The organism is Streptomyces sp. NBC_00466 (genome assembly GCF_041433995.1).
GTDB lineage: Bacteria > Actinomycetota > Actinomycetes > Streptomycetales > Streptomycetaceae > Streptomyces.
This window is the reverse complement of record NZ_CP107896.1, coordinates 3,610,789-3,631,047: the sequence shown is the minus strand read 5'-3', so window position 1 is coordinate 3,631,047 and position 20,259 is coordinate 3,610,789. Positions and strand designations below refer to the sequence as shown.

Sequence of the window (20,259 nt, the reverse complement as noted above, 5' to 3'; positions counted from 1 at the left end):
GGAGGCAGTACGTCCTCGCATGCCGAGCAGGAGGAAATCATGGCCGATTCCCCCGTCACCGCCCCCGAGCAGCAAGCCCCCGTCGAAGTGCACCATCTGAGCGTTCTCGGCGCCTGTGGCTGCGGTCCGGGCTGCAGCTGCGGCTGCCAGTCCGGCGGTCCGTGCCAGTGCGGCGGCTGCCAGGGCTGACGCGAGCCGCTCCGTACGACTGCGAGGGCCCCGTTCCGCGCCACTGCTGATTGATTGCGGTGATGCGGACGGGGCCCTCGCAGTCGTGGTTTCCGGGCTGTACGGCCTCGCTGGCTGCGTCAAGCGGGTGGACCGGTGTAGGCGGAACAAGTGACGCGCGCGGCCACCCGGAGTGACACGTGACACCGGGGGGACTGATCGCGGTGCGGCCCCGTGGCCGTCATGGGGACGGCGTGTTCCCGCACCCCTGCGCGGCGCCACACGGAATCCGGTGCGTCCTGCGCTCGATCCCTGTGCCAGGACGGCGCGCTACACGACAGCTGAGGGAGACCATGGGTTGGACACGCACACGCCGGGCGGCAGTCTCGGTCGCCGCCGCCGGGGTGATTGCCATCGTCGCGGCGGCTCCGTCACCGGCCGCCGCCGGAACAAGGACCGGGGCCGCACCGTCGAAGACCGAGGCCGCATCGTCGAAGACTGAAGCCGCACCGTCATCCGGGACCGCTCCCCGGCCACCTCAGCTACCCCGGGATTTCCGTGGAAAGGGCAAGTGGGTCGTCCGGGATCTGGGCATCACCGTGCCGTTCACCTGGCAGGGCAAGGACGGCGACAGCCAGATGGTCGCGGGTGGCCCGCACTATCCCATCTGGTTCACCAACCTGATCTACCACAACACGCTCTACACGCTGACCTACAAGTGGCCTGGCCTGAACGACCACTCATGCTCTCGGATTCCAGGTGTCAATCGGGACCAGTTGAACCAGGTGTTGAGCACCGCGCGATTCGTCGGGCGGGAGATTCTGCAACAGACCCCGAGGCGATACGTGAATCACTGGAGGGTCGGCGTCGTCCAGCCGCAACGTCCTCCGGGGAAATTCCTCAGATTCCCGCTCGCGCTCGGCGACATCTACGTCGATCAACGTAATCGCGGGACGTTCTGGCAAGTACTGCAATTCGGAATCCAGAATCTCTTCGATCCCGAGTTGGACGAGTGGCTGGTGATGAAGACGTTCGAGCACAAGCCTGGAAAGGTGACGCTTCCCCGGCGGTGCCGGACGTGACCGTGACCTGGCTTGGTGGCCGGGGCGCTCCGGGTGCCCCGGGCAGCCCGGGCCCCGCCTGACGCACACCCGCCCGCCCCATCGCAGCAAAAAGCCCCCTGCCTCGCGGAGAACCCGCAGGGCAGGGGGCTTCTTCAGTACGGTTGTTACTTCTTCTTGCCCTGGTTCTTGACGGCCTCGATCGCTGCGGCCGCCGCATCCGGGTCGAGGTACGTGCCGCCCGGGTTGACCGGCTTGAAGTCCGCGTCCAGTTCGTACGCCAGCGGGATGCCCGTCGGGATGTTGAGGCCCGCGATGTCGGCGTCCGAGATGCCGTCGAGGTGCTTGACCAGCGCGCGCAGCGAGTTGCCGTGCGCGGCGACCAGGACCGTGCGGCCTGCGAGCAGGTCCGGGACGATGCCGTCGTACCAGTACGGCAGCATGCGGACGACGACGTCCTTGAGGCACTCGGTGCGCGGGCGCAGCTCCGGCGGGATCGTCGCGTAGCGCGCGTCGCCGCTCTGCGAGTACGGCGAGCCGTCCTCCAGGACCGGCGGCGGGGTGTCGTACGAACGGCGCCACAGCATGAACTGCTCCTCGCCGAACTCGGCGAGTGTCTGCGCCTTGTCCTTGCCCTGGAGCGCGCCGTAGTGCCGCTCGTTCAGCCGCCAGGAACGGTGCACGGGGATCCAGTGGCGGTCCGCCGCCTCCAGCGAGAGCTGGGCGGTACGGATCGCGCGCTTCTGGAGCGAGGTGTGCACGACATCGGGGAGCAGGCCGGCGTCCGTGAGCAGCTCACCGCCGCGGACCGCCTCCTTCTCGCCCTTCTGCGTCAGGTTGACGTCCACCCAACCGGTGAACTGATTCGTAGCGTTCCATTCGCTCTCGCCGTGGCGGAGGAGGATCAGCTTGTACGGTGCGTCGGCCATGACCCCGAGCCTAATCGACGGCAGGACGGCCGCTGATTGACGCCCTCCGTCAATTGAGTGGCGGCCCGGAACGGGCCGAACGTAATGTCCATGGGTACGAAGCACCGCTTACATCCGGCCCGCGCGCAGCGCTCACCCGCTCACCCGCACACGCACCCGCTCGCGTGCGCGCCCGCGCCGGACCAGGTCAGACATACCCGTCCAGCTCAGTCACACCGGTCCAGTTCAGCCATGGGGGAATGCACGATGTCCGTCGCCAGTCTCGGACGCGCCGCACGGGAGAGTGTCTCGGGTCTGCCCCGGGCGTTCTGGTGGCTGTGGACCAGCACCCTGATCAACCGGCTCGGTGCGTTCGTCGCCACCTTCATGGCGCTCTATCTGACGCTGGACCGCGGGTACTCGGCCTCGTACGCGGGGCTCGTCGCCTCCCTCCACGGCCTCGGCGGTGTCGTGTCCTCGCTCGGCTCCGGTGTCATGACCGACCGGCTCGGCCGGCGGCCCACGCTGCTCGTCGCGCAGGTCTCGACGGCGTTCTCGGTGGCACTGCTCGGCTTCATGCGGGACCCGGTGGCCATCGCCGCCGTCGCCTTCCTGGTCGGCATGGCGTCCAACGCCTCGCGCCCGGCCGTGCAGGCGATGATGGCCGACATCGTGAAACCCGAGGACCGGGTACGTGCCTTCTCCCTCAACTACTGGGCGATCAACCTGGGGTTCGCGGTCTCCTCGGCGGGCGCGGGCTTCGTCGCGCAGTACAGCTATCTCGCGGGCTTCCTCGGCGAGGCGGCCCTGACCCTGGTCTGCGCGGTGCTGGTCTTCCTCAAGCTGCCCGAGTCCCGCCCGGTACGTACGGCCGTGGAGCAGGCGACCGAGTCGGCGGTCCGGCTGGGGACCGTCCTGCGCGACGGCCGGTTCATGAGCGTCGTCGGGCTCTCCTTCGTGGTCGCGCTCCTCTTCCAGCAGGCGTCGGTCGGTCTGCCGGTGGCGATGGGCAAGGACGGTTTCAGCAGCGCCGACTACGGCATGGCCGTCGCGGTCAACGGCGTACTGATCGTGGTCCTCCAGATCCCGGTGACCCGCTTCATCGAGCACCGCGACCCGCGCCGCCTGCTGATCATCTCGTCGGTGGTGGCCGGGTACGGATTCGGGCTCACCGCGTTCGCCGGTTCGATCGGGCTGTACGCGCTGACGGTCTGCGTCTGGACCCTCGCGGAGATCGTCAACGCCCCCACCCAGACCGGGCTGGTGGTCCGCCTCTCCCCCGTCCACGGCCGGGGCCGCTACCAGGGGATGTACACGATGTCCTGGGCGGTGGCGGCGCTGGTCGCCCCGCTGATGTCCGGGGTGATCATCGACCGGTTCGGGGCGGAGTGGCTGTGGGGGACGTGCGCGGTGCTGGGCACGGTGGCGGCCCTCGGGTACGGGGTGCTGATGCGGGGACTGCCACCGCAGGGCGGACCCGTACCCGTGCGCGCCGGCCACTCCGTGGAACGGTCGTCGGAACAGCCGTCGGAACGGTCGTCGGAACAGCCGTCGGAACAGCCGTCCCGCAGGACGGCCACCCCGTAGGACGGCCGTCCCGCAGAAAACCGCCACCGGCCACCGCCGACGACTACGGGTTCAGCGCCCGCTGGGCGTCGTGCAGATTGGCGGGGTGTACGGATTCCGGCGTCCCGTACGCCTCCAGCCGCGTGTGCAGATCGCCGGTGAAGTCCGGCACGTCGATCTGGTCGAACGGACGGACCGTGCTGATCCCGACGCTCGCGCTGTACGGGGCGAGGCCGTCGATCCTCATCAGGCCCTCGCGGCCGTTGGTGACCCGGATGTTCCAGTGGGTGAACCGGGCGCCGAAGAGCGGACCGGCCGAGGCGTCCCCGCCGTGCCGACCGTTGTTGTTGACGGTGATGTCGGTCCGCACATTGGCGAACGGCAGGCCCCGGTGCGAGTCGAAAGTGCCCATCTCCATCACCCCGCGCGACCAGACGTTGTAGCTGGAGAGCCCCTCGACGTTGATGCCGTGCAGTTGGGTGCCGGCCGGGGCGGGCACGGTGCGCTCGGCGATCGTGAACTCCTCGACGAGGTTGTCGTGCGAGCCCTCCCGGCAGAAGTACGGGTGGTGCGAGCCCCGGCCCTCGACGCGCGTGCGGCGCAGGGTGGTGGCGGACGCGGCGACCAGACCGAAGCCGTTGTCGACGTCGCGTACGACGACGTCGTCGGCCCAGCAGTCGTAAGTGCACTGGAACGCGACGCCGTTGTACCCCTTGTCGAGCAGATGCTGCGACTGCGGGGTGAGGACCGCTTCGAGCGTGAGCCCCTCGACGGCCGACCCGGTCAGCGGCGCGACATGGGTGGTGAGCCGGGGGTCCCACTCGGGGCGGATGTCGAGCGGAAGGGGGCGTTCCAGGGTGAGCCTGCGGCCGTGCACCGCTGTGATGCGTACGGGCCACTCGTACGGGACGTACGAGGTCAGCTTGGTCTTGTCGTCCCACTCGTACGCCTCGGGGCCCGGCCCGCCGCCCGCCATGTGCTCCAGGAGCGTGTGCCCCGCGTCGTCCGCGAGCCGGAGCAGCACGAGGTCGCCGCGGGCGAGCTTCGAGGTGTCCGCGACGGTGACCGTACGGTCGCCCTGCCGGGCCGGGGCGACGGTGGTGAGCGTGCTCCACTCGTCGCGCTTGTTGCCCGTCCAGCCCTCGAAGGGCCAGGCCGCGGCGGTGATGGCGGCCGTCAGGCTCGCGAACCGCGCCTCGGGGCAGAGCCAGATGAGCCCGCCCGCCCAGGACCACGAGGACTTGTTGCCGCCGTATCGGGAGCCGTACGGGCCGATCAGCTCGGTGAGGTTCTTCGTGGCGTAGAGCGTGGTGCGGCCGCTGCCCGCGCCGCGCAGCACGACGTTGCTGTGCCCGATGCGGATGAGGTCGTCGATACGGAAGGTGCCCGGCGGGATGAGGACCGTGCCGCCGCCGCGTCGGCCGGCAGCGGCGATGGCACGGTTGATCGCGGGCGCCGAGTCGGTGGAGCCGCCGGGGACCGCCCCGTACTCGCGGACGTCGGCGACGACGGGGAGCCGGGGGAAGCGGCGCTCGCCCGTACGGCGGCCGGCACCGCCGATGTACGGGATCTGCGGGTGGGTGTACGGGGTACGGGAGAACTCCCGCCAGAGCGGGGTGGTGGACGGGGACCGACCGCGCGATGCGGCTGCGGATGTCCCTCCCGTCGCGATGACGGCCGCGACGGCCGTGGCGCTGCCGAGCAGTGCGCGTCTGCTGATGGTCCCCATGATGCCCGCCTCTTCCATGGATCTTCCCGTATGGATTTCCACGTATGGAATTTCCCAGATGGAATTTCACGTATATGAACAGAGTTCATGAGTACGTCAGCCGTGAGCATGCCACGGGGGTCGAGGGGTGGGGAAGAGGCGTGCACGGAGTAGCCGTGCAGAGGGAGTATCCGTGCACGGAGTAGGCGTGTAGACGGAGTTCGGTGCACGGAGTAGGCGTGTTCCGTGCACGGAGTAGGCGTGCAGGGAGTCGCGGTGCGCAGCAGTGCGCTGCGGCCGCCGAAGCGGGTGAAGCAGTCGGCACGGGAGCCGGTCGTCAGCCCTCGGGCTCGCTCCCGGGCTCGCTCCCGGCCTCGCGGGTCAGATGCGTGAACGCGTCCAGGTTCCGGGTCGGCTCGCCCCGCGACACCCGCCATGCGTACTCCCGCTTGATCGCACTGGCGAAACCCAGCTCGAGCAGCGTGTTGAAGGGCCCGTCGGCCGCCTCCAGGACCGACCCCAGCAGCCGGTCGATCTCATCCGGTGTGACCACGGACAGCGGCAGCTTCCCGGCGAGGTAGATGTCGCCGAGCGAGTCGATCGCGTAACTCACCCCGTACAGCCGGAGGTTGCGCTCCAGAAGCCACCGGTGCACCCCGGCGTCGTTCTCGTCGGGATGCCGGATCACGAACGCGTTGACCGACAGCGAATGCTTCCCGATGATCAGCGAGCAGGTGGTGGAGAGCTTCCGGGTGCCGGGGAGCTTCACCACGTAGGAGCCGGGCTCCGGGCTCTCCCACTCCAGCCCGGCGTCCTTGAACGCCTGCTCCAGGACCTCTCGTACGTCAGCCTCGCCAGCCTGATCAGCCATGGTGCGAGCGTACGCGACGGCGGTGTTCGTGCATCGCGGCCGTGTAGACGTCCGCGGTCGCCGACGCGGCCGTGTCCCAGCCGAACCGTCCGGCGTGGCGCGCGGCAGCCCCGCCCATCTCGTCCACCAGTCGCGGGTTCTCGATGAAGCGGCGCAGCGCCACCGCGTACCGCGCCGGGTCGTGGCCGGGGATCAGGAACCCGGTCGACCCTTCGCGTACGGCGACGGGCAGCCCGCCGACCGCGGCGGCCACCACCGGCGTGCCGGCCGCCTGGGCCTCGATGGCGACAAGACCGAAGGATTCGTTGTACGACGGCATGACCAGCACGGACGCGGCCCGGAACCAGTCGGCGAGCTGGTCCTGGCCGACCGGCGGGTTGAACCGGACGATGTCCGCGATACCGAGACGGGCGGCCAGCTTCTGCAGGCCCTCCGGCTTGGCGAGGCCGCTGCCGCTGGGACCGCCGACCACCGGCACCACCATGCGCTTGCGCAGCGAGGGGTCCTCGTCGAGCAGGACCGCCACCGCGCGCAGCAGGACGTCGGGCGCCTTGAGCGGCTGTATGCGGCCGGCGAAGAGCGGTACGAAGGCGTCCTGCGGCAGCCCGAGGCGGGCCCGGGCGGCGGCCCGCCCGTCCGCGGGGCGGAAACGGTCGAGGTTCACGCCGGGGTGGACGACGGCGACCTTGCCGGCGTCGGCCTCGTAGTGGCGTACCAGCTCGTCGGCCTCCTCATCGGTGTTGGCGATGAGCCGGTCGGATGCCCGCACGATCTGCGTCTCGCCGATGACCCGTGCGGCGGGTTCGGGCGTGTCGCCGTCGGCCAGCGCGGCGTTCTTGACCTTCGCCATGGTGTGCATGGCATGGACGAGCGGCGCGCCCCAGCGCTCGGCGGCGAGCCAGCCGACGTGGCCGGAGAGCCAGTAGTGGGAGTGCACCAGGTCGTAGTAGCCGGGCCGGTGTCCGGCCCAGGCCTGCATCACACCGTGGGTGAAGGCGCAGAGCTGGGCGGGCAGCTCCTCCTTGGCCAGGCCCTCGTAGGGGCCGGCGTCCACATGGCGTACGAGCACGCCGGGCGCGAGATCGACGAGCGGCGGGAGGCCGCCCGTGGTGGCGCGGGTGAAGATCTCCACCTCGATGTTGATCGCGGCCAGCCGCTTCGCCAGCTCCACGATGTAGACGTTCATGCCGCCCGCGTCGCCGGTGCCCGGCTGGTGCAGGGGGGAGGTGTGCACGCTGAGCATGGCGACCCTGCGCGGCTTGCGGTGCCCTGCGAACATCAGCCTGGGGGGCCGCGCGGGTCCCGTGATCCGGCCCCCGAGCCGGGACACGTACTGGCTCACGTGGACGGTCCTCTCCTCGCGCGGGCACGCTCGACTCCAGGGCAGGCGCACCCCGTCTGAGGTCTGGAACAGCGGGATGCGCTGTCGCATTTCCGCTTTGCCGAATAATTACCTTGACGCCGCTCACATACCCTCGGCACATGGCCCAGCCCTCCCCGCACCGCCCCGACGGCGGCCGTCCTGCCAGTGACCGCCCTGCTGGTGACAGCCCTGCCGGGGGCCGTGCCGCGGGTGAACGCTCCCCTGGCGACCGCTCCCCTGGTGACCGCTCAGCCGGCAGCCGGTCCGGAGTGCGTACGACGGGCGCCCGTCCGGCAAGTGTCCGTACGACAGGTGGCCGTCCGGTGGGTGTCCGCACGGCGGGCGCCCGTCCGGTCGGGGCCGTGACGCGTGGGACCACCAACCCCAACCGGCTGCGCCGCATGGACCGCTGGATCGCCGCCGTGCACGGGCCCGCCCTGCGGCGCTCCGCCGACCCTCTCGCGGTGGACCTCGGGTACGGGGCGGCCCCCTGGACCGCCGTGGAACTGCTCCAGCGGCTGCGTACGGCCGCGCCCGCCGCCGAGGTCGTCGGTATCGAGATCGAGCCGTCCCGGGTCACGGCGGCGAAGCCGTACGAACGGCCGGGGCTGACCTTCCGGCACGGCGGCTTCGAGGTGCCGGTGGACGGCCGCAGCCCTTCACTGATCCGGGCGGCCAATGTGCTGCGGCAGTACGACGAGGAGCAGGTCGCCGCCGTATGGCAGCGGCTGTGCGCGCGGCTCGCACCGGACGGGCTGCTGGTCGAGGGCACCTGCGACGAGATCGGACGGCGGCATGTGTGGGTCGCGCTCGGGCCCGGCGGGCCGCGCACGGTGACGTTCGCGACCCGGCTCGGCTCGCTGCACCAGCCGTCCGACCTGGCGGAGCGGCTTCCGAAGGCGCTGATCCACCGGAACGTACCCGGCGAACCAGTACACGCCTTCCTGCGCGACTTCGACCGCGCCTGGGCCGCGGCGGCCCCGTACGCCTCGCTCGGCGCCCGGCAGCGGTGGATCACGGCTGTGCGCTCCCTCGCGGCCGACTGGCCGCTGGCCGACGACGTCCGCAGGTGGCGGCAGGGTGAAATCACCGTGAACTGGGCGGCGCTGGCGCCCCTGTCGGGAACTTGAACCCGGGTTCGCTCGTCGGACCGGGCAGGGAGTGACGCGGGGGCAGGGGTGGGGCCGGGGAGTTGTTGTACGCCTCTGTCGCATTCGCGCAGGGCGTGGCACTATCGCGCCAGCCACCTAAGTTACTGACGGTAAATCAGCTCCGGAGGGGGAGCCCGTGAACCGACGCCGCAGTGCCGCCGCCGCGATCACGCTGGTCTGCGCACTGACCGTACTGTACGCGCCGACCGCCGCGTACGCCGATCCCAGGCCATCGCACTCCGGGTCTCCGGGCTCGGACTCTCCGGGCTCGGACTCTGCGGGCTCGGATTCCGCGGGCTCCGGATCTTCGGGCTCTGATGCGTCTGGCTCTGGCTCTTCGGACTCCGGTACCGCGCGCCTCGAAGCCGTCCGTCAGAAGATCGACGACCTCTACCACCAGGCCGGGGCCGCCACGGACGCGTACAACCTGGCCAAGGAGCAGTCCGAGAAGCAGTCGTCCGAGATCGTGAAGCTCGCCCAGCGCATCGTGCAGGGCCAGTCGAAGATCACCGCGCTGAAGAAGCAGGCGGGCGCCGAGGCCCGTGCCCAGTACCGGGACAGCGGTCTGCCGCCCGCGGCGCAGCTGATGCTCAGCGGCGACCCGGACAGCTTCCTCGACGGCGCCGACCGGCTGCGCTCGGGGCAGCAGGCGCAGAAGAACCTGCTGGCCGAAATGGACCAGACCCAGAAGGACTTGACGGCGTACACCCAGGACGCCAGCGACCAGTGGCAGAAGCTGGATGCCAACCGCAGGAAGCAGGCCAAGAAGAAGAAGGACATCCAGCAGAAGATCGAAGCGGCCAAGAAGCTCGAATCGGGCCTGGCCAAGAAGGAACGCGCACGGCTCAAGAAGCTTGAGGAAGATCAGGAGTTCAAGGCGCAGACGGCCTGGCTCAGCTCGGGAATCCTCAAGGAGATCAACAACAAGGCGAGCGCCGAGGGCAAGAAGGCCGTCAAGTTCGCCACGGACCAGATCGGCAAGCCGTACGTGTGGGGCGCGACGGGGCCGAAATCGTTCGACTGCTCCGGGCTGACCTCCCAGGCGTGGGCGGCGGCCGGGAACCCCATCCCGCGCACCTCGCAGGAGCAGTGGAAGCAGCTGCCGCACGTCCAGGTGAAGGACATGCGCCCCGGGGACCTGATCATCTACTTCTCGGACGCGACCCATGTCGGGATGTACATCGGGGACGGGGCGATGGTGAACGCGCCGCGGCCCGGCAGGAACGTCACGATCGGCGGTGCGGGCTCGATGCCGATCCTCGGCGTGGTCCGGCCGGACAAGTAGCCGGACAAGTAGCCGCACACAACACGCGGTCCTGGCACACACCGCGCGGTCCTGCCCGGTCCCGCCCGCTGCGTACTGCTCCGGGTCCCGCCCCTCCTCCACACCACTCCCCCACCCTGCTCTGCCCCGTCCTCCCCTGCCCGCTGTCCGTGGCGTGCGTCACCCTGGCCGGCCTGGCAGGCGAGTGACGTTCGTCATGGGTCAGCACACCGTCAAACCGCCGGATGCGGGCCGGGAGAGGGCATATGACCCTGGAGGTTTCTCCGGCGCCATTCCGCTGTGGCCCCGCCAACCGCTAAGGTCCCCGTCTGGTGGTGCGTCGACTGGCGTTCCACCGCGCCCTCGGGGGGAGGGAAGGAAACCGAAGCGATGGAGAACGGTCAGACCGTTCTGCCCCACCAGACCAGGGGACCGGACTCCACCGGCAGCACCGACCTGACGCTGCTGGTGATCGAGAACGATCCAGCGGGCACTTTCACGGTCCCGGAGCTGCTCGACGCCTCCGGAACGCGGGTACGCGTACGCACCGCACGGAACCTCACCGAGGCCGGGCGGCTGCTCACGGACGACGTGCACTGCATCCTGCTCGACCTGGCACTGCCTGGAGCGGACGCGGACGACGAGCTGTCCGTACTCCGCCATGTCCTGAAGCTGGCGCCCGGCCACGCCGTGCTGGCGCTGGCCACGTCCGGCCGTGTGGAGAGCGCGGCGGACGCGGTCCGGGTCGGGGCGCAGGACTACCTGCTCCGCGAGGAGCTGGACGGCCGGCTGCTGAACCGTGCCGTCCGGTACGCGGTGGAGCGCAAGCGCGCCGACACCGCGCACTACAAGCTGGCCGAGTCCCGGCTGCGCGCCCAGGAGAATGCCCGCCTGGAGCGCGGCCTGCTCCCGACGCCGCTCCTGGAGGGCTCGGACCTGCGCTTCGCTGCGCGGTACCGGCCGGGCCGCTCGCGCGCGCTGCTCGGGGGCGACTTCTACGACGTGGTGCGTACGCCCGACGGGACCGTGCACGCGATGATCGGCGATGTCTGCGGGCACGGCCCCGATGAGGCCGCGCTGGGGGTGGAACTACGCATCGCCTGGCGGGCGTTGACGTTCGCCGGACTGTGCGGGGACCAGCTGCTCTCCACGCTCCAGCAGGTGCTGGAGCACGAGCGGGAGAGCGAGGAGCTGTTCGCCACGCTCTGCACGGTCGACATCGCCCCGGACGGCCGCACCGCCGGGCTCTGCCTTGCGGGCCATCCCGCCCCGCTGGTCTCCCGCGACGGCGGGACCGCGGAGCTTCTCCCGCACGAGGACGGCGGCCCGGCGCTCGGCCTGCTCCCGCAGGCCTGCTGGCCCCGGCGCCAGGTCGAACTCGGCGGCGCCTGGAAGCTGTTGATGTACACGGACGGCCTGATCGAGGGCCGGATCGGCCAGGGGACGCAGCGGCTGGGCCAGGAGGGCATGGTCGAGATGATCGACCGGCAGCTGACGGCGGGCCTGTGCGGCGAGAGTCTGCTGGAGGCGGCGGTGGCAGAGGTCCGCGACCTGAACGGCGGCGAGCTGACCGACGACGTGGCGGTGCTGCTGCTGGAGCGCCGACAGGGTACGAGCCGGTAGGACGGGCCGGCAGGCGCCCAGGCCAGCAGGCGCCCGGATCAGCAGACGACCGGCCGACACGGGCACGGATCAGCAGGCGACCGGACGGCACGCGCCCGGATCAGCAGGCGTACGCACGGACGCGCCCCGGATGCCAGTGGCGTCCGGGGCGCGTCGTGCATCGTGCCGGTGGTGGTCGGGAGGGGCAGCGGGGCCGGTTAGCGCCCGCCGTTGTACGGGCCGTACGGTCCGTCGCTGCTGGAGCCGCCGCCTCTGCGGCCGTGGCCGCGGCCACCGCCCGAGACCTGCCGGACCGCGGGACGCACGTCCACCATGTAGACGATCGTCGCGATCAGCCCGATGACGGGCAGGAACGACAAGATCGAGAACAGCCAGTTCACCACGAACGCGATGGCCAGGATGATCAGCCAGAACGGCTTGGTCTGCTTGCTCGCAGCGCGGTACGCGTCCTCCCGGCGGATCGCCGCGTCCACCAGCGCGAAGCCACTGAAGAGGATCAGCGCCAGACTCAACAGCGACATCAACCCTGCGAAACCCTGCATCAACACTGTGCAACACCGCCTGTTCGACCGGCCATCAACACGGCCAAGCTACCGGGAGAACGAGCCGGGCACCCAGGAAGTGCCCGACCCGGCCCGATCCATCTGAATCCGCCCGAATCCACCCGAAGCGAACGGACGTCGCCCTGCTCCCCGGGGCCTCCGAGGGTCTCCGAGGGTCTCCCCGAGGCCTTCCCGAGGCCCCCGAGGTCCCCCTGGGGTCCTACTTCCCGGCCGGCGGCGTGTTCTTCTTCGCCGTCGTGCTGCGGGGGGTGGCGCTCTTCCTGGCCGCGGCGGGCTTGGCCTCGGCCTTCACCTCGGACTTCGGGGCAGCCGCAGGCGCGGAGGAAGAGGCGGACGCGGGCTTGGCCGCGGTCCGCGGCTGAGCGATCCGCGACTCGGCCCTGGCCGACTCGGTCCTGGCTCCCGGCTTCGGCGCGGTCTTGGTCTCGGTCCTGGACTTGGGCGCGGTCCTGGGCGTGGCCTTGCCGGCCGTCTTGGTCCCCGACTTCGACCTGGACGGGGCGTCCGGCTCGACGACGGTGCCGAACACGACGATGTCGTCGGCGGCCTCGCCCCGCCACTGCCGTACGGACTGCTCGCCGCGCTCGGCGACCTTCTCGTACGTCTCACGGGCCCGGACCGCGTACTCCGCGGCCACGCCCACACTGCGCAGCGCCAGGTCCTGCGCGGTCTCGCCCAGCTTCTTCAGGTCGGTGTCGAACGCCCCGATCACCTCGTTGACCTTCGCGGTCACGGAGGCCTGGGCTTCCTTGGCCTGCGTGGTCACGCGGTCCTGGACGTCCTTGGGGTCGGTGTTGCGCACCGCGTCGATACGCGCGGGCGCCTCGGCCTGGAACTTCTCCAGCAGCGCGGGCACCTTCTTGGCCTGCTGCACGGCGATGTCAGCCGTGCCGGCCGCGAAGTAGAGGGGGGTCGGGTCGGTGAGGGTCTTACGCAGGTCATCGGTGATGGCCATGACTGTGGTCCTCCCGGATCAGTTCTGTTCGTGGTCGTCGCGTACTTCGCGTACTTCTTCGCTTACTTCTTTTTGCACTTCGTGCTCTGGATGTTCTTCGTGCTCTTCGTGCGCTGCGCGCTGTGGCGGCTGCGCGGCATCACTGCCGTCCGCCAGGCCGGTGTCCGCCGTGCGGGGCGCATCCGGATCGAGCCCGTTCTCCTTGCGGAAGGACTCGTAGATCTGGAGCAGCACCTGCTTCTGGCGCTCGGATATGGAGGGGTCGGCCAGAATGACGGCGCGCGTCTCCAGCTCGTCCCGCTCCCGCTCATCAAGGATCCCGGCCTGGACGTACAGGGTCTCCGCGGAGATCCGCAGCGCCTTCGCCAGCTGCTGGAGAATGTCCGCGCTGGGCTTGCGCAGGCCGCGCTCGATCTGACTCAGATACGGATTCGACACCCCGGCCGCGTCAGCAAGCTGGCGCAGGGAGAGCTGCGCGGTGCGCCGCTGCTCGCGCAGGTACTCACCGAGATTGCCGACGTTGAGTGATGCCATACGGACATGCTGCACTCATGTCGCTAACTTTTGCAAGCAGGCGCTTGCAAAAGTGTGTCATGCCACTCCTGCCCGCCTCTGTGACTTCACTGTCCCGTCTCCGTGCAGTTGAGGCAGTCCCGGTCTTTGTGAGGCATCTGGTCACACGTCTCGCTCAATCTCGGGCATTCGGTGCGGTGTCTTGATCAACCCGAGGCATCGGTTCGCTCTGTCTTCTACGGTCGTTACGGCTGGTCAGCACCGAGTGGGGGTGGCTGGTGGAGGCAGGGGATTTCTGGCTGGAGTACGTCGACAGGCGGGGCGAGTCGCATGGCGGGCCGCTTGAGGTGGTGTGGCCTGTGCCCTTCGAGGCGGTCCGGCAGGTTCGAGGGTTCCCGTCGTACCGGGGGCAGCGCAATTTTTCCGGCTGGTACTGGGCTGCGACCAGCGCCGAATTGGTGGGTTACGAGTCGTGGGTGGAGCTCGGCAACCTGTTGCTGCTGGATGCCGACCCGGAGGTGGTCGGGGTGGCTTCCCAGCCGTTTCGGCTGTCGTGGCGGTACGGCGGCGGGCGCCAGCGGGTCAGGCACACGCCGGACTATTTCGTACGTCGTCGGGACGGCAGGGCGGTGGTGCTGGACGTGCGTCCGGACGAGTTGGTCAAGCCGGAGGACGCGGCGAAGTTCGCGGCTACGACGATGGCCTGCGCCCGGGTCGGCTGGGGCTACGAGCGGGTCGGGGTGATCGATCCGGTACTGGCGGCGAATCTGCGCTGGCTTTCGGGCTACCGGCATCCGAGAGTGCGGCGTGAGCCGGTGGTGGTGTCTCTGCAGGAGGCGTTCACCCAGCCGCAGGGCTTGCTTGCCGGGGCCCGGGCGGTCGGAGATCCGATCGCCGTGCTGCCGGTGCTCTTCCATCTGCTCTGGCGCCGGGAGCTGGCTGTGGATCTGGTCGGCGAGCGGTTGTCGGCGGCGACGGTGGTAAGGCTTGGGCCCGTGGCGACGGGGGAGGTGGGGAGCGATGTCGGCACGTCCGCGGCTTCTGTCTCTGGGTGACCGGGTCCGCTACGAGGGGCGTGAGCACAGCGTCGTCGCTCTGCACGGGACGGCGGTGCGGCTGGTCGACGATGCCCAGGCCGCGAGCGTCGTGCTGCTGGGCCATCTGCTGGCCTCCGAGGGGTTCGCCGTGCTCGGCACGGGTCCGTCCCGCCCGCCGCTGCCGGAAGAAGGGGTGCTGGAAGGACTGCCCGAGGAGGAAGCGGAACGGGTCAGGTGGTGGCAGCGGCATCTGACCGAGCTGATGACCGGCCGCCCGGATGCTGATCCCGGCACGCCGGTGAGGGCCGAGTACGACCCGGACGTGCGCTCGGTGCGCCAGCGGGAGTTGGCCAAACTCACCGAACTCCGTGGGGCCGGCGAGGAGGTGGCCTTGAGCACGCTCCAGCGGCTGCGCGCCCGTTTTGAGCGCGAGGGGGTGGCGGGGCTGGTGGACCGGCGGCTGGTCAAGCCCGCCACGGGGACGGGCCGGGCCGATCCGCGAGTCGTGGCGGCAATCGAGAAGGTCGTCGGCAGCCGGACCGATGAGGCGACGGTGTCCGCGCAGGTGCTGCGGCGCCAGGTCGAACGGCTGCTGGCGGACGAGCACGGTGCCGGGACGGTGACGATGCCGTCGCGGGCCGCGTTCTACCGGCTGCTTCAGGCGGTCTCGACGGGACGGCATCTGCTGGGCTCGGCCCGCACACGCCGTTCACTCGGCAAGCAGCCGAAGCGGATGTTCGGGCGGCTGGCGGCAGCGCGGCCGGGCGAGGTGATGGAGATCGACTCCACACCGCTGGACGTGCTGGTCGTCCACGACGACGGGACGGTGGACCGCTGCGAACTGACCGGGCTGGTGGACCTGGCGACGAGAACCCTGGCGGCAGTGGTGCTGCGGCCGTCGACGAAAGCGGTCGACGCCGCGCTTCTGCTGGCACGGGCGATGACACCGGAACCGGTGCGGCCCGGCTGGTCGGACGCACTGCGCATGTCTCGGTCGGTGTTGCCCTACGCCTCGCTACTGCCGCTGGACGAGCGGCTGGCCAAGGCCGCCGCGAAGCCGGTGATCGTCCCGGAGACGGTAGTCAGCGACCGGGGGAAGGCATACATCTCGGACAACTTCCGCAACGCCTGCCGTCACTTGGGGATCTCGTTCCAGCCCGCACACCCCGACACCCCGACCGACAAGCCGCACATCGAGCGGACGCTGGGCTCGGTCTCGACGATGTTCGCCCAGTACGTTGCCGGTTACACCGGCCGCAGCGCCGAGATGCGGGGCAAGGACCCTGCCGCGCAAGCGGCCTGGTCCATCCACGAACTCCAGGAACTCTTGCAGGAGTGGGCCGTCGCTGTCTGGCAGACGAGACCGCACGACGGTCTACGGGAACCGCTGATGCCGGACCGTCCGCTGAGCCCGAACGAGAAGTACGCCGCGCTGGTCTCGGCGGCCGGATACGTGCCGGTCGCCCTGGCTCAGGAGGAATACATCCAGCTCATGCCCCGCGAGCGACGGGTCATCGGACCTGGCGGGGTACGGATCAACAACCGCACCTACGACGCCCGCGCACTCGGACCCTACCGGCGCCAGTCCTCGGGAGCCGGTCCGGACGGCAGGCTCTGGGAGGTCCACTACGACCCCTACGACATCTCCCGTGTCTGGGTACGCAACCACCGCGAAGACGGCTGGATCACCGCGACCTGGCGCCACCTGCGCACCTCCCCCGTCCCCATGGGTGAGCTGATCTTCGACCGGGCCCACCAGGTACTGGCCGAACGTGAACAGCGCAGGCCGGACGAGGAAGCCGTCGCCCGCGCCGCGGTCGAACTGCTGGACCGGGCGACCGACGGCCCCAACGACCATCCCGTCCGGCGGCAGAAGGGAAAGACCCGAGCGGACGAGCGGCGCGACCGCAAAGCGGCAGCCCGCACCCGGGCAACCAGCACCGCTGCCTGGCCCCGGCCCGAACCGCCCAGACGCGAGCAACAGCCGCCGGACGAAACGGCTCACGACTCCGACGAAGCCGAGGAGACTGAGGAGTTGGCCAAGGTGGTGCCGCTGGGCATCTTCGACGCCCGCGAGGAGGCGAAGCGATGGTGGTGAACCCTTCCGCCGACGGCATGACACCCACCGACGAGGAGCGCATCGAGCCACCGACCACACTGGCCGGGTGGCGGCACTTCGTCGACAGGGACGCGGCCACCTTCCAACTCGCCTCCGCCCGAAACTGGGAGGTGATGGGCGACCGAGTCCGCAACTCCTACAACGAGCGGCGCATCGACTACCACTCCGAACTGCAAGTCGTGCGCACGTCCACGGTCGACGAAGTCGCTCACCAGGGCAGACTTCTGACTTTGCTCAACCGCCGGGAGCACGGCGCCCGGCGGGGTCTGATCATCTCAGGCGAACGCACCACCGGGAAGACCACCGCCCTGCGGCAGCTCGGCAGACTGCACGAGTTGCGGACACGGCAGCGCTACCCCGACAGCAGGCGGGTCCCGGTCGTCTACGTCACCGCCCCGCCCAAGGGGTCACCCCGCAAACTCGCCATCGAGTTCGCCCGGTTCCTCGGGCTGCCTGCGATCTCTCCCCGACACAACACCGTCGACATCACCAGCGCCGTCTGCCAGGTCCTCATCGAGGCCCGCACCGACCTGGTCCTGGTCGACGAGATCCACCTGATGAACCTGGCGACTACTGCCGGTGAAGAACTGTCCGACCACCTCAAGTACTTCACGGAGCACCTGCCAGCGACCTTCGTCTATGCGGGCATCGACGTCGAGCACTCCGGACTGTTCACCGGTATCCGCGGCGACCAGATCGCCGGCCGCTGCACACTCCTGCACACCGGACCCTTCCCGCTCAACTCCGAGTGGGAGGCGCTGGTGGCAACGATGGAGGCCACGCTCCGGCTCCACCACCACACAGCCGACACCCTCGCCGGCCTGCACCCCTACCTCCACCAGCGCACCGGCGGCATGATCGGAAGTCTCTCCCACCTGATCCGCGCCGCCGCGATCTCCGCAATCCTCGACGGCAGCGAACGCATCACCCGCCGCCGGCTCGACACCATCCACGTCGACCACGCCAGTGAAAGGGCCTTCCGGGGCGAAGCCCGACGCGGCAGGACAGCCTGATGACCGGCCGCCAGAGAGGTCCTGCTCCCGTCACCTCACTGCCGTTCACTCCAATCCTGCTCCGTCCGCTGCCACATACGGTCACCCCGTTCGCGAACGAGACGCTCAACTCCTACCGCCGGCGCCTCGCCGCCGCGAACCAGACCGAGTTCCGCACCATGCGCAACCCGTCACGCTGGCTCCAGTGCCCGCTCAACGAACTGGAACGGCTGGAACTCATCAGCGGCCAGCCCCGCACCACCCTGCTCTGGGCACTGCCAGAACTGCGGCACCACGCTCCCGACATCGTCCCGCCACCCGAGACCTTCATCGTCAACCACCGGCCCGCCTGCGATCTCTGCGCCTGGCGCTCCGGCAGCAACGGCCAACCCATCCACGTCTACATCCGAGGGTTCCATGACAATGTCTGCATCCGCCATCAGCGCTGGCTGAGCTACGGACACCCGAACGACTCCAAGCAGATCGACCTGTCACAGGCTCCGGAAATCGTGCAGGCCCAGATTCTTCTGGACCGGCTCGAACGCCGACATGGCGCCTCCATTCTTTTTGAGTGTTACCACCGGTGCGAAAGGTTCTGGACGGAAGTAGACAATCGGGCACTGGTGCACCGAGACAGAGAAGCCGTGCTCCAGCGCATCTACCGACCCAGCACCGGGGCTCTCCCGGACCGCTTCGCCGTCCATCGAACGCCACGGCTCAAACGAGCCGCCAACTATCCCCAGGTCGCCAGGTTCACGAAGCTGATCATTTCCCTGGCACAGCGGCCGGAGACCGAACGCAGAGTCGCGCACCTCACCGGCACCACCCAGGTCGAGTTTGAGCAAGCCTTCCACCTGGACCACCGCCCCCGAGGCATCACACTCCCGTGGCTCCGCAACGGTCTTTTCGGCTTGGTGGAAGCCGTCGCAGACCTGACTCACGACCGTGGACCCGAAGACACCTCATCCTGACTGATCATCACGAAGCATCCCTATCGTGATCGATGAGGGACATGCCCGACGCCAGAGCGCGGGCAACGTCGGCGAAGTACTGCTCGTCGGCACCAGGGGCGAGACCGAGGGGGACGCCCTGACTGAGGCCGACGAACACTGCCCTGAGCGCGGTGGTCAGGCGTTGCGCCTGTTGCGACGTCACGACGCTTCCGTTGTGCGACCTTCCGGTGAACAGCGCAATCAGATGGTTCTCCTGCGACCGGATGGACGTGGCGAGCTGGGACCCCAGCTCTGGGTCATGCAGGGCCATGTCCAGCAAGGTGATCTGGAGTGACAGGCGAGACAGCGCGTCCGGCGCGTCACAACTGCGCCGGTAGTACCGGGCAAAGGCGTCGACCGCTTCCAGCAGATCAAGTCCAGCGGGAACCGCCTGCTCGATCTCCTCGTAGTACGGCCGCAGGTAGTCGGCGACCAGAGCGACCACCAGGCCGTTCTTGCTCCCGAACAGCGAGTAGATGGCACCGGTGGTCAGGTCGGCGCGTTCGGCGATCTCGTCAAGCTTGGCCCGGTATCCGTCCCGGGAGACGATCTGAAACGCAGCGTCCAGCAAGGCGCGGCGGTTGCGTTCCTTGGCCTCCGCTCTCGTCATTCTCATAATTTGATTATTGCCGTAATCTCGTTATGAAACCAGCCGGAACGAGCTTCAAGGAGGACGCTCATGGCCCAGGTCGTGGCATCGAGGGTGACCCGCCAGACGGTGGGGGCCATCGCCGATGGCGCCTTCAAGGTGTTGCTCGCCGCTGTCTACATCGCCTGCGCTGCCCCGCTCGGCCGGTTACTCGGCACGCCTGCCTGGCTGATGGTCGTCTCAGGCGTGGCTCTGCTGATCGGCGGCGGCATCGAGATCCGATACACGCGCAGCCGGTCGATGCGCACCTACACGCGGCTCATGATTGCCTACGACAGTGGCTGGGTGCTGGCGGCCCTGACCGGCCTCCTGATGGCGCGGCAGGGCAGCAGCGCCGGGGGTGAAGTCTGGATGGGGTATCAGACAGCCGCCCCCATCGTGTTCGCCGCACTGCTGATCGCCGCTGCCCCTATGCAGATGACTTCGGGCACTCAGCGCGACGCCTCGGATTGAGCGAGACAGCCGACCCGCCCCCGTCTCGCTCAAACTGAGGCATCCCAGGTCAGGCACTCACACTGCCTCGTCTCCAGCGAGACAGGACATGACTCGCAGCGATAGCTGTCACTTCGCAGCGATATCTGTCACTAGTTGTACTGACCGGGGGACGTTGATCAATCGCGTGAAGGGACCGGTAGGCCAGGAAACCTGGAGCCGAGCGACAACCTCGCTGATAGGCCGCCCATCCTCGACGACGAGTCGTGCGACCTTCAGGCGGTGGCGCGGAGTCAGTGCGGCGTTGCGGTGCGACATGGCAGT

At 69.3% G+C, this 20,259-nt stretch carries 19 protein-coding genes and 1 pseudogene; 11 read left to right on the top strand and 9 right to left on the bottom strand.

Features of this window, described 5'->3' with window-relative positions:
- Nucleotides 1-39: 39 nt before the first annotated feature.
- Nucleotides 40-189 carry a hypothetical protein gene (locus tag OG210_RS16190; protein ID WP_371537252.1) on the top strand — a complete coding sequence of 50 codons (150 nt, stop codon included), beginning with the start codon at nucleotides 40-42 and terminating at the stop codon, nucleotides 187-189.
- A gap of 332 nt (nucleotides 190-521) precedes the next feature.
- Nucleotides 522-1,250 (top strand): hypothetical protein, encoded by a 729-nt coding sequence (locus OG210_RS16185; protein WP_328328396.1) that lies wholly within the window; start codon nucleotides 522-524, stop codon nucleotides 1,248-1,250.
- Between the two features lie 146 nt (nucleotides 1,251-1,396).
- On the opposite strand, the gene OG210_RS16180 is transcribed toward OG210_RS16185, so the two are convergent.
- On the bottom strand, nucleotides 1,397-2,158 hold the full coding sequence (locus OG210_RS16180) for a phosphoglyceromutase (protein WP_328328398.1): 762 nt from the start codon (nucleotides 2,156-2,158) through the stop codon (nucleotides 1,397-1,399).
- A 246-nt stretch (nucleotides 2,159-2,404) separates the two neighbouring features.
- On the opposite strand from OG210_RS16180, the gene OG210_RS16175 reads away from it, so the two are divergent.
- Nucleotides 2,405-3,724 (top strand): MDR family MFS transporter, encoded by a 1,320-nt coding sequence (locus OG210_RS16175; RefSeq protein WP_371537247.1) that lies wholly within the window; start codon nucleotides 2,405-2,407, stop codon nucleotides 3,722-3,724.
- Nucleotides 3,725-3,767: 43 nt separating this feature from the next.
- Here OG210_RS16175 and OG210_RS16170 read toward each other — a convergent pair whose 3' ends face one another.
- The 3 genes from OG210_RS16170 to mshA all read right to left on the bottom strand — a co-directional run bounded on the left by OG210_RS16170 (nucleotide 3,768) and on the right by mshA (nucleotide 7,624).
- Complete coding sequence (locus tag OG210_RS16170; protein ID WP_371537245.1) at nucleotides 3,768-5,450, bottom strand: glycosyl hydrolase family 28-related protein; 1,683 nt, start codon at nucleotides 5,448-5,450, stop codon at nucleotides 3,768-3,770.
- A 298-nt stretch (nucleotides 5,451-5,748) separates the two neighbouring features.
- Entirely contained in the window at nucleotides 5,749-6,282 is a 534-nt protein-coding gene (locus OG210_RS16165; protein WP_328328402.1) for a YbjN domain-containing protein, read from the bottom strand.
- The gene (gene mshA, locus OG210_RS16160) at nucleotides 6,275-7,624 is read right to left on the bottom strand and encodes a D-inositol-3-phosphate glycosyltransferase (RefSeq protein ID WP_328328404.1); all 1,350 of its coding nucleotides are present in this window, start codon (nucleotides 7,622-7,624) and stop codon (nucleotides 6,275-6,277) included. Before mshA ends, OG210_RS16165 begins: the two co-directional genes overlap by 8 nt.
- A gap of 422 nt (nucleotides 7,625-8,046) precedes the next feature.
- Here mshA and OG210_RS16155 point away from each other — a divergent pair, with 422 nt between their 5' ends.
- The 3 genes from OG210_RS16155 to OG210_RS16145 all read left to right on the top strand — a co-directional run bounded on the left by OG210_RS16155 (nucleotide 8,047) and on the right by OG210_RS16145 (nucleotide 11,683).
- Nucleotides 8,047-8,775, top strand: coding sequence for a class I SAM-dependent methyltransferase (locus tag OG210_RS16155; protein WP_328335497.1), 729 nt, complete (start codon nucleotides 8,047-8,049; stop codon nucleotides 8,773-8,775).
- Between the two features lie 157 nt (nucleotides 8,776-8,932).
- On the top strand, nucleotides 8,933-10,081 hold the full coding sequence (locus tag OG210_RS16150; RefSeq protein WP_328328406.1) for an NlpC/P60 family protein: 1,149 nt from the start codon (nucleotides 8,933-8,935) through the stop codon (nucleotides 10,079-10,081).
- A 369-nt stretch (nucleotides 10,082-10,450) separates the two neighbouring features.
- Nucleotides 10,451-11,683: a fused response regulator/phosphatase gene (locus OG210_RS16145; protein ID WP_328328408.1), complete on the top strand. Its 1,233-nt coding sequence runs from the start codon at nucleotides 10,451-10,453 to the stop codon at nucleotides 11,681-11,683.
- 197 nt (nucleotides 11,684-11,880) lie between these two features.
- Here the strand turns inward: OG210_RS16145 and OG210_RS16140 are convergent, their stop codons facing one another.
- The 3 genes from OG210_RS16140 to OG210_RS16130 form a co-directional block, all read right to left on the bottom strand.
- Nucleotides 11,881-12,231 (bottom strand): DUF2516 family protein, encoded by a 351-nt coding sequence (locus tag OG210_RS16140; protein ID WP_328328410.1) that lies wholly within the window; start codon nucleotides 12,229-12,231, stop codon nucleotides 11,881-11,883.
- Between the two features lie 214 nt (nucleotides 12,232-12,445).
- Entirely contained in the window at nucleotides 12,446-13,201 is a 756-nt protein-coding gene (locus OG210_RS16135) for a hypothetical protein (RefSeq protein ID WP_328328412.1), read from the bottom strand.
- Between the two features lie 18 nt (nucleotides 13,202-13,219).
- A complete protein-coding gene (locus OG210_RS16130; RefSeq protein ID WP_328328414.1) occupies nucleotides 13,220-13,735 on the bottom strand; it encodes a helix-turn-helix transcriptional regulator in 516 nt (171 codons plus the stop codon).
- A 257-nt stretch (nucleotides 13,736-13,992) separates the two neighbouring features.
- On the opposite strand from OG210_RS16130, the gene OG210_RS16125 reads away from it, so the two are divergent.
- Genes OG210_RS16125 through OG210_RS16110 form a run of 4 tightly spaced genes read left to right on the top strand, consistent with a single transcriptional unit; the run spans nucleotide 13,993 to nucleotide 18,833 of the window.
- On the top strand, nucleotides 13,993-14,769 hold the full coding sequence (locus tag OG210_RS16125) for a TnsA-like heteromeric transposase endonuclease subunit (protein WP_371537240.1): 777 nt from the start codon (nucleotides 13,993-13,995) through the stop codon (nucleotides 14,767-14,769).
- Nucleotides 14,735-16,849, top strand: a complete 2,115-nt coding sequence (locus OG210_RS16120) for a Mu transposase C-terminal domain-containing protein (RefSeq protein WP_371537236.1) — start codon at nucleotides 14,735-14,737, stop codon at nucleotides 16,847-16,849. The genes OG210_RS16125 and OG210_RS16120 overlap by 35 nt, the downstream gene beginning before the upstream one ends.
- On the top strand, nucleotides 16,840-17,883 hold the full coding sequence (locus tag OG210_RS16115; protein WP_371537233.1) for a TniB family NTP-binding protein: 1,044 nt from the start codon (nucleotides 16,840-16,842) through the stop codon (nucleotides 17,881-17,883). Before OG210_RS16120 ends, OG210_RS16115 begins: the two co-directional genes overlap by 10 nt.
- Nucleotides 17,883-18,833 carry a hypothetical protein gene (locus tag OG210_RS16110; RefSeq protein WP_371537230.1) on the top strand — a complete coding sequence of 317 codons (951 nt, stop codon included), beginning with the start codon at nucleotides 17,883-17,885 and terminating at the stop codon, nucleotides 18,831-18,833. The genes OG210_RS16115 and OG210_RS16110 overlap by 1 nt, the downstream gene beginning before the upstream one ends.
- A gap of 7 nt (nucleotides 18,834-18,840) precedes the next feature.
- Here OG210_RS16110 and OG210_RS16105 read toward each other — a convergent pair whose 3' ends face one another.
- Complete coding sequence (locus tag OG210_RS16105; protein WP_371537227.1) at nucleotides 18,841-19,464, bottom strand: TetR/AcrR family transcriptional regulator; 624 nt, start codon at nucleotides 19,462-19,464, stop codon at nucleotides 18,841-18,843.
- A 69-nt stretch (nucleotides 19,465-19,533) separates the two neighbouring features.
- On the opposite strand from OG210_RS16105, the gene OG210_RS16100 reads away from it, so the two are divergent.
- Nucleotides 19,534-19,956 (top strand): hypothetical protein, encoded by a 423-nt coding sequence (locus OG210_RS16100; RefSeq protein WP_371537223.1) that lies wholly within the window; start codon nucleotides 19,534-19,536, stop codon nucleotides 19,954-19,956.
- A 177-nt stretch (nucleotides 19,957-20,133) separates the two neighbouring features.
- Here the strand turns inward: OG210_RS16100 and OG210_RS16095 are convergent.
- Nucleotides 20,134-20,253, bottom strand: a pseudogene (locus tag OG210_RS16095) (IS481 family transposase); the annotation flags it as partial.
- Nucleotides 20,254-20,259: the final 6 nt, after the last annotated feature.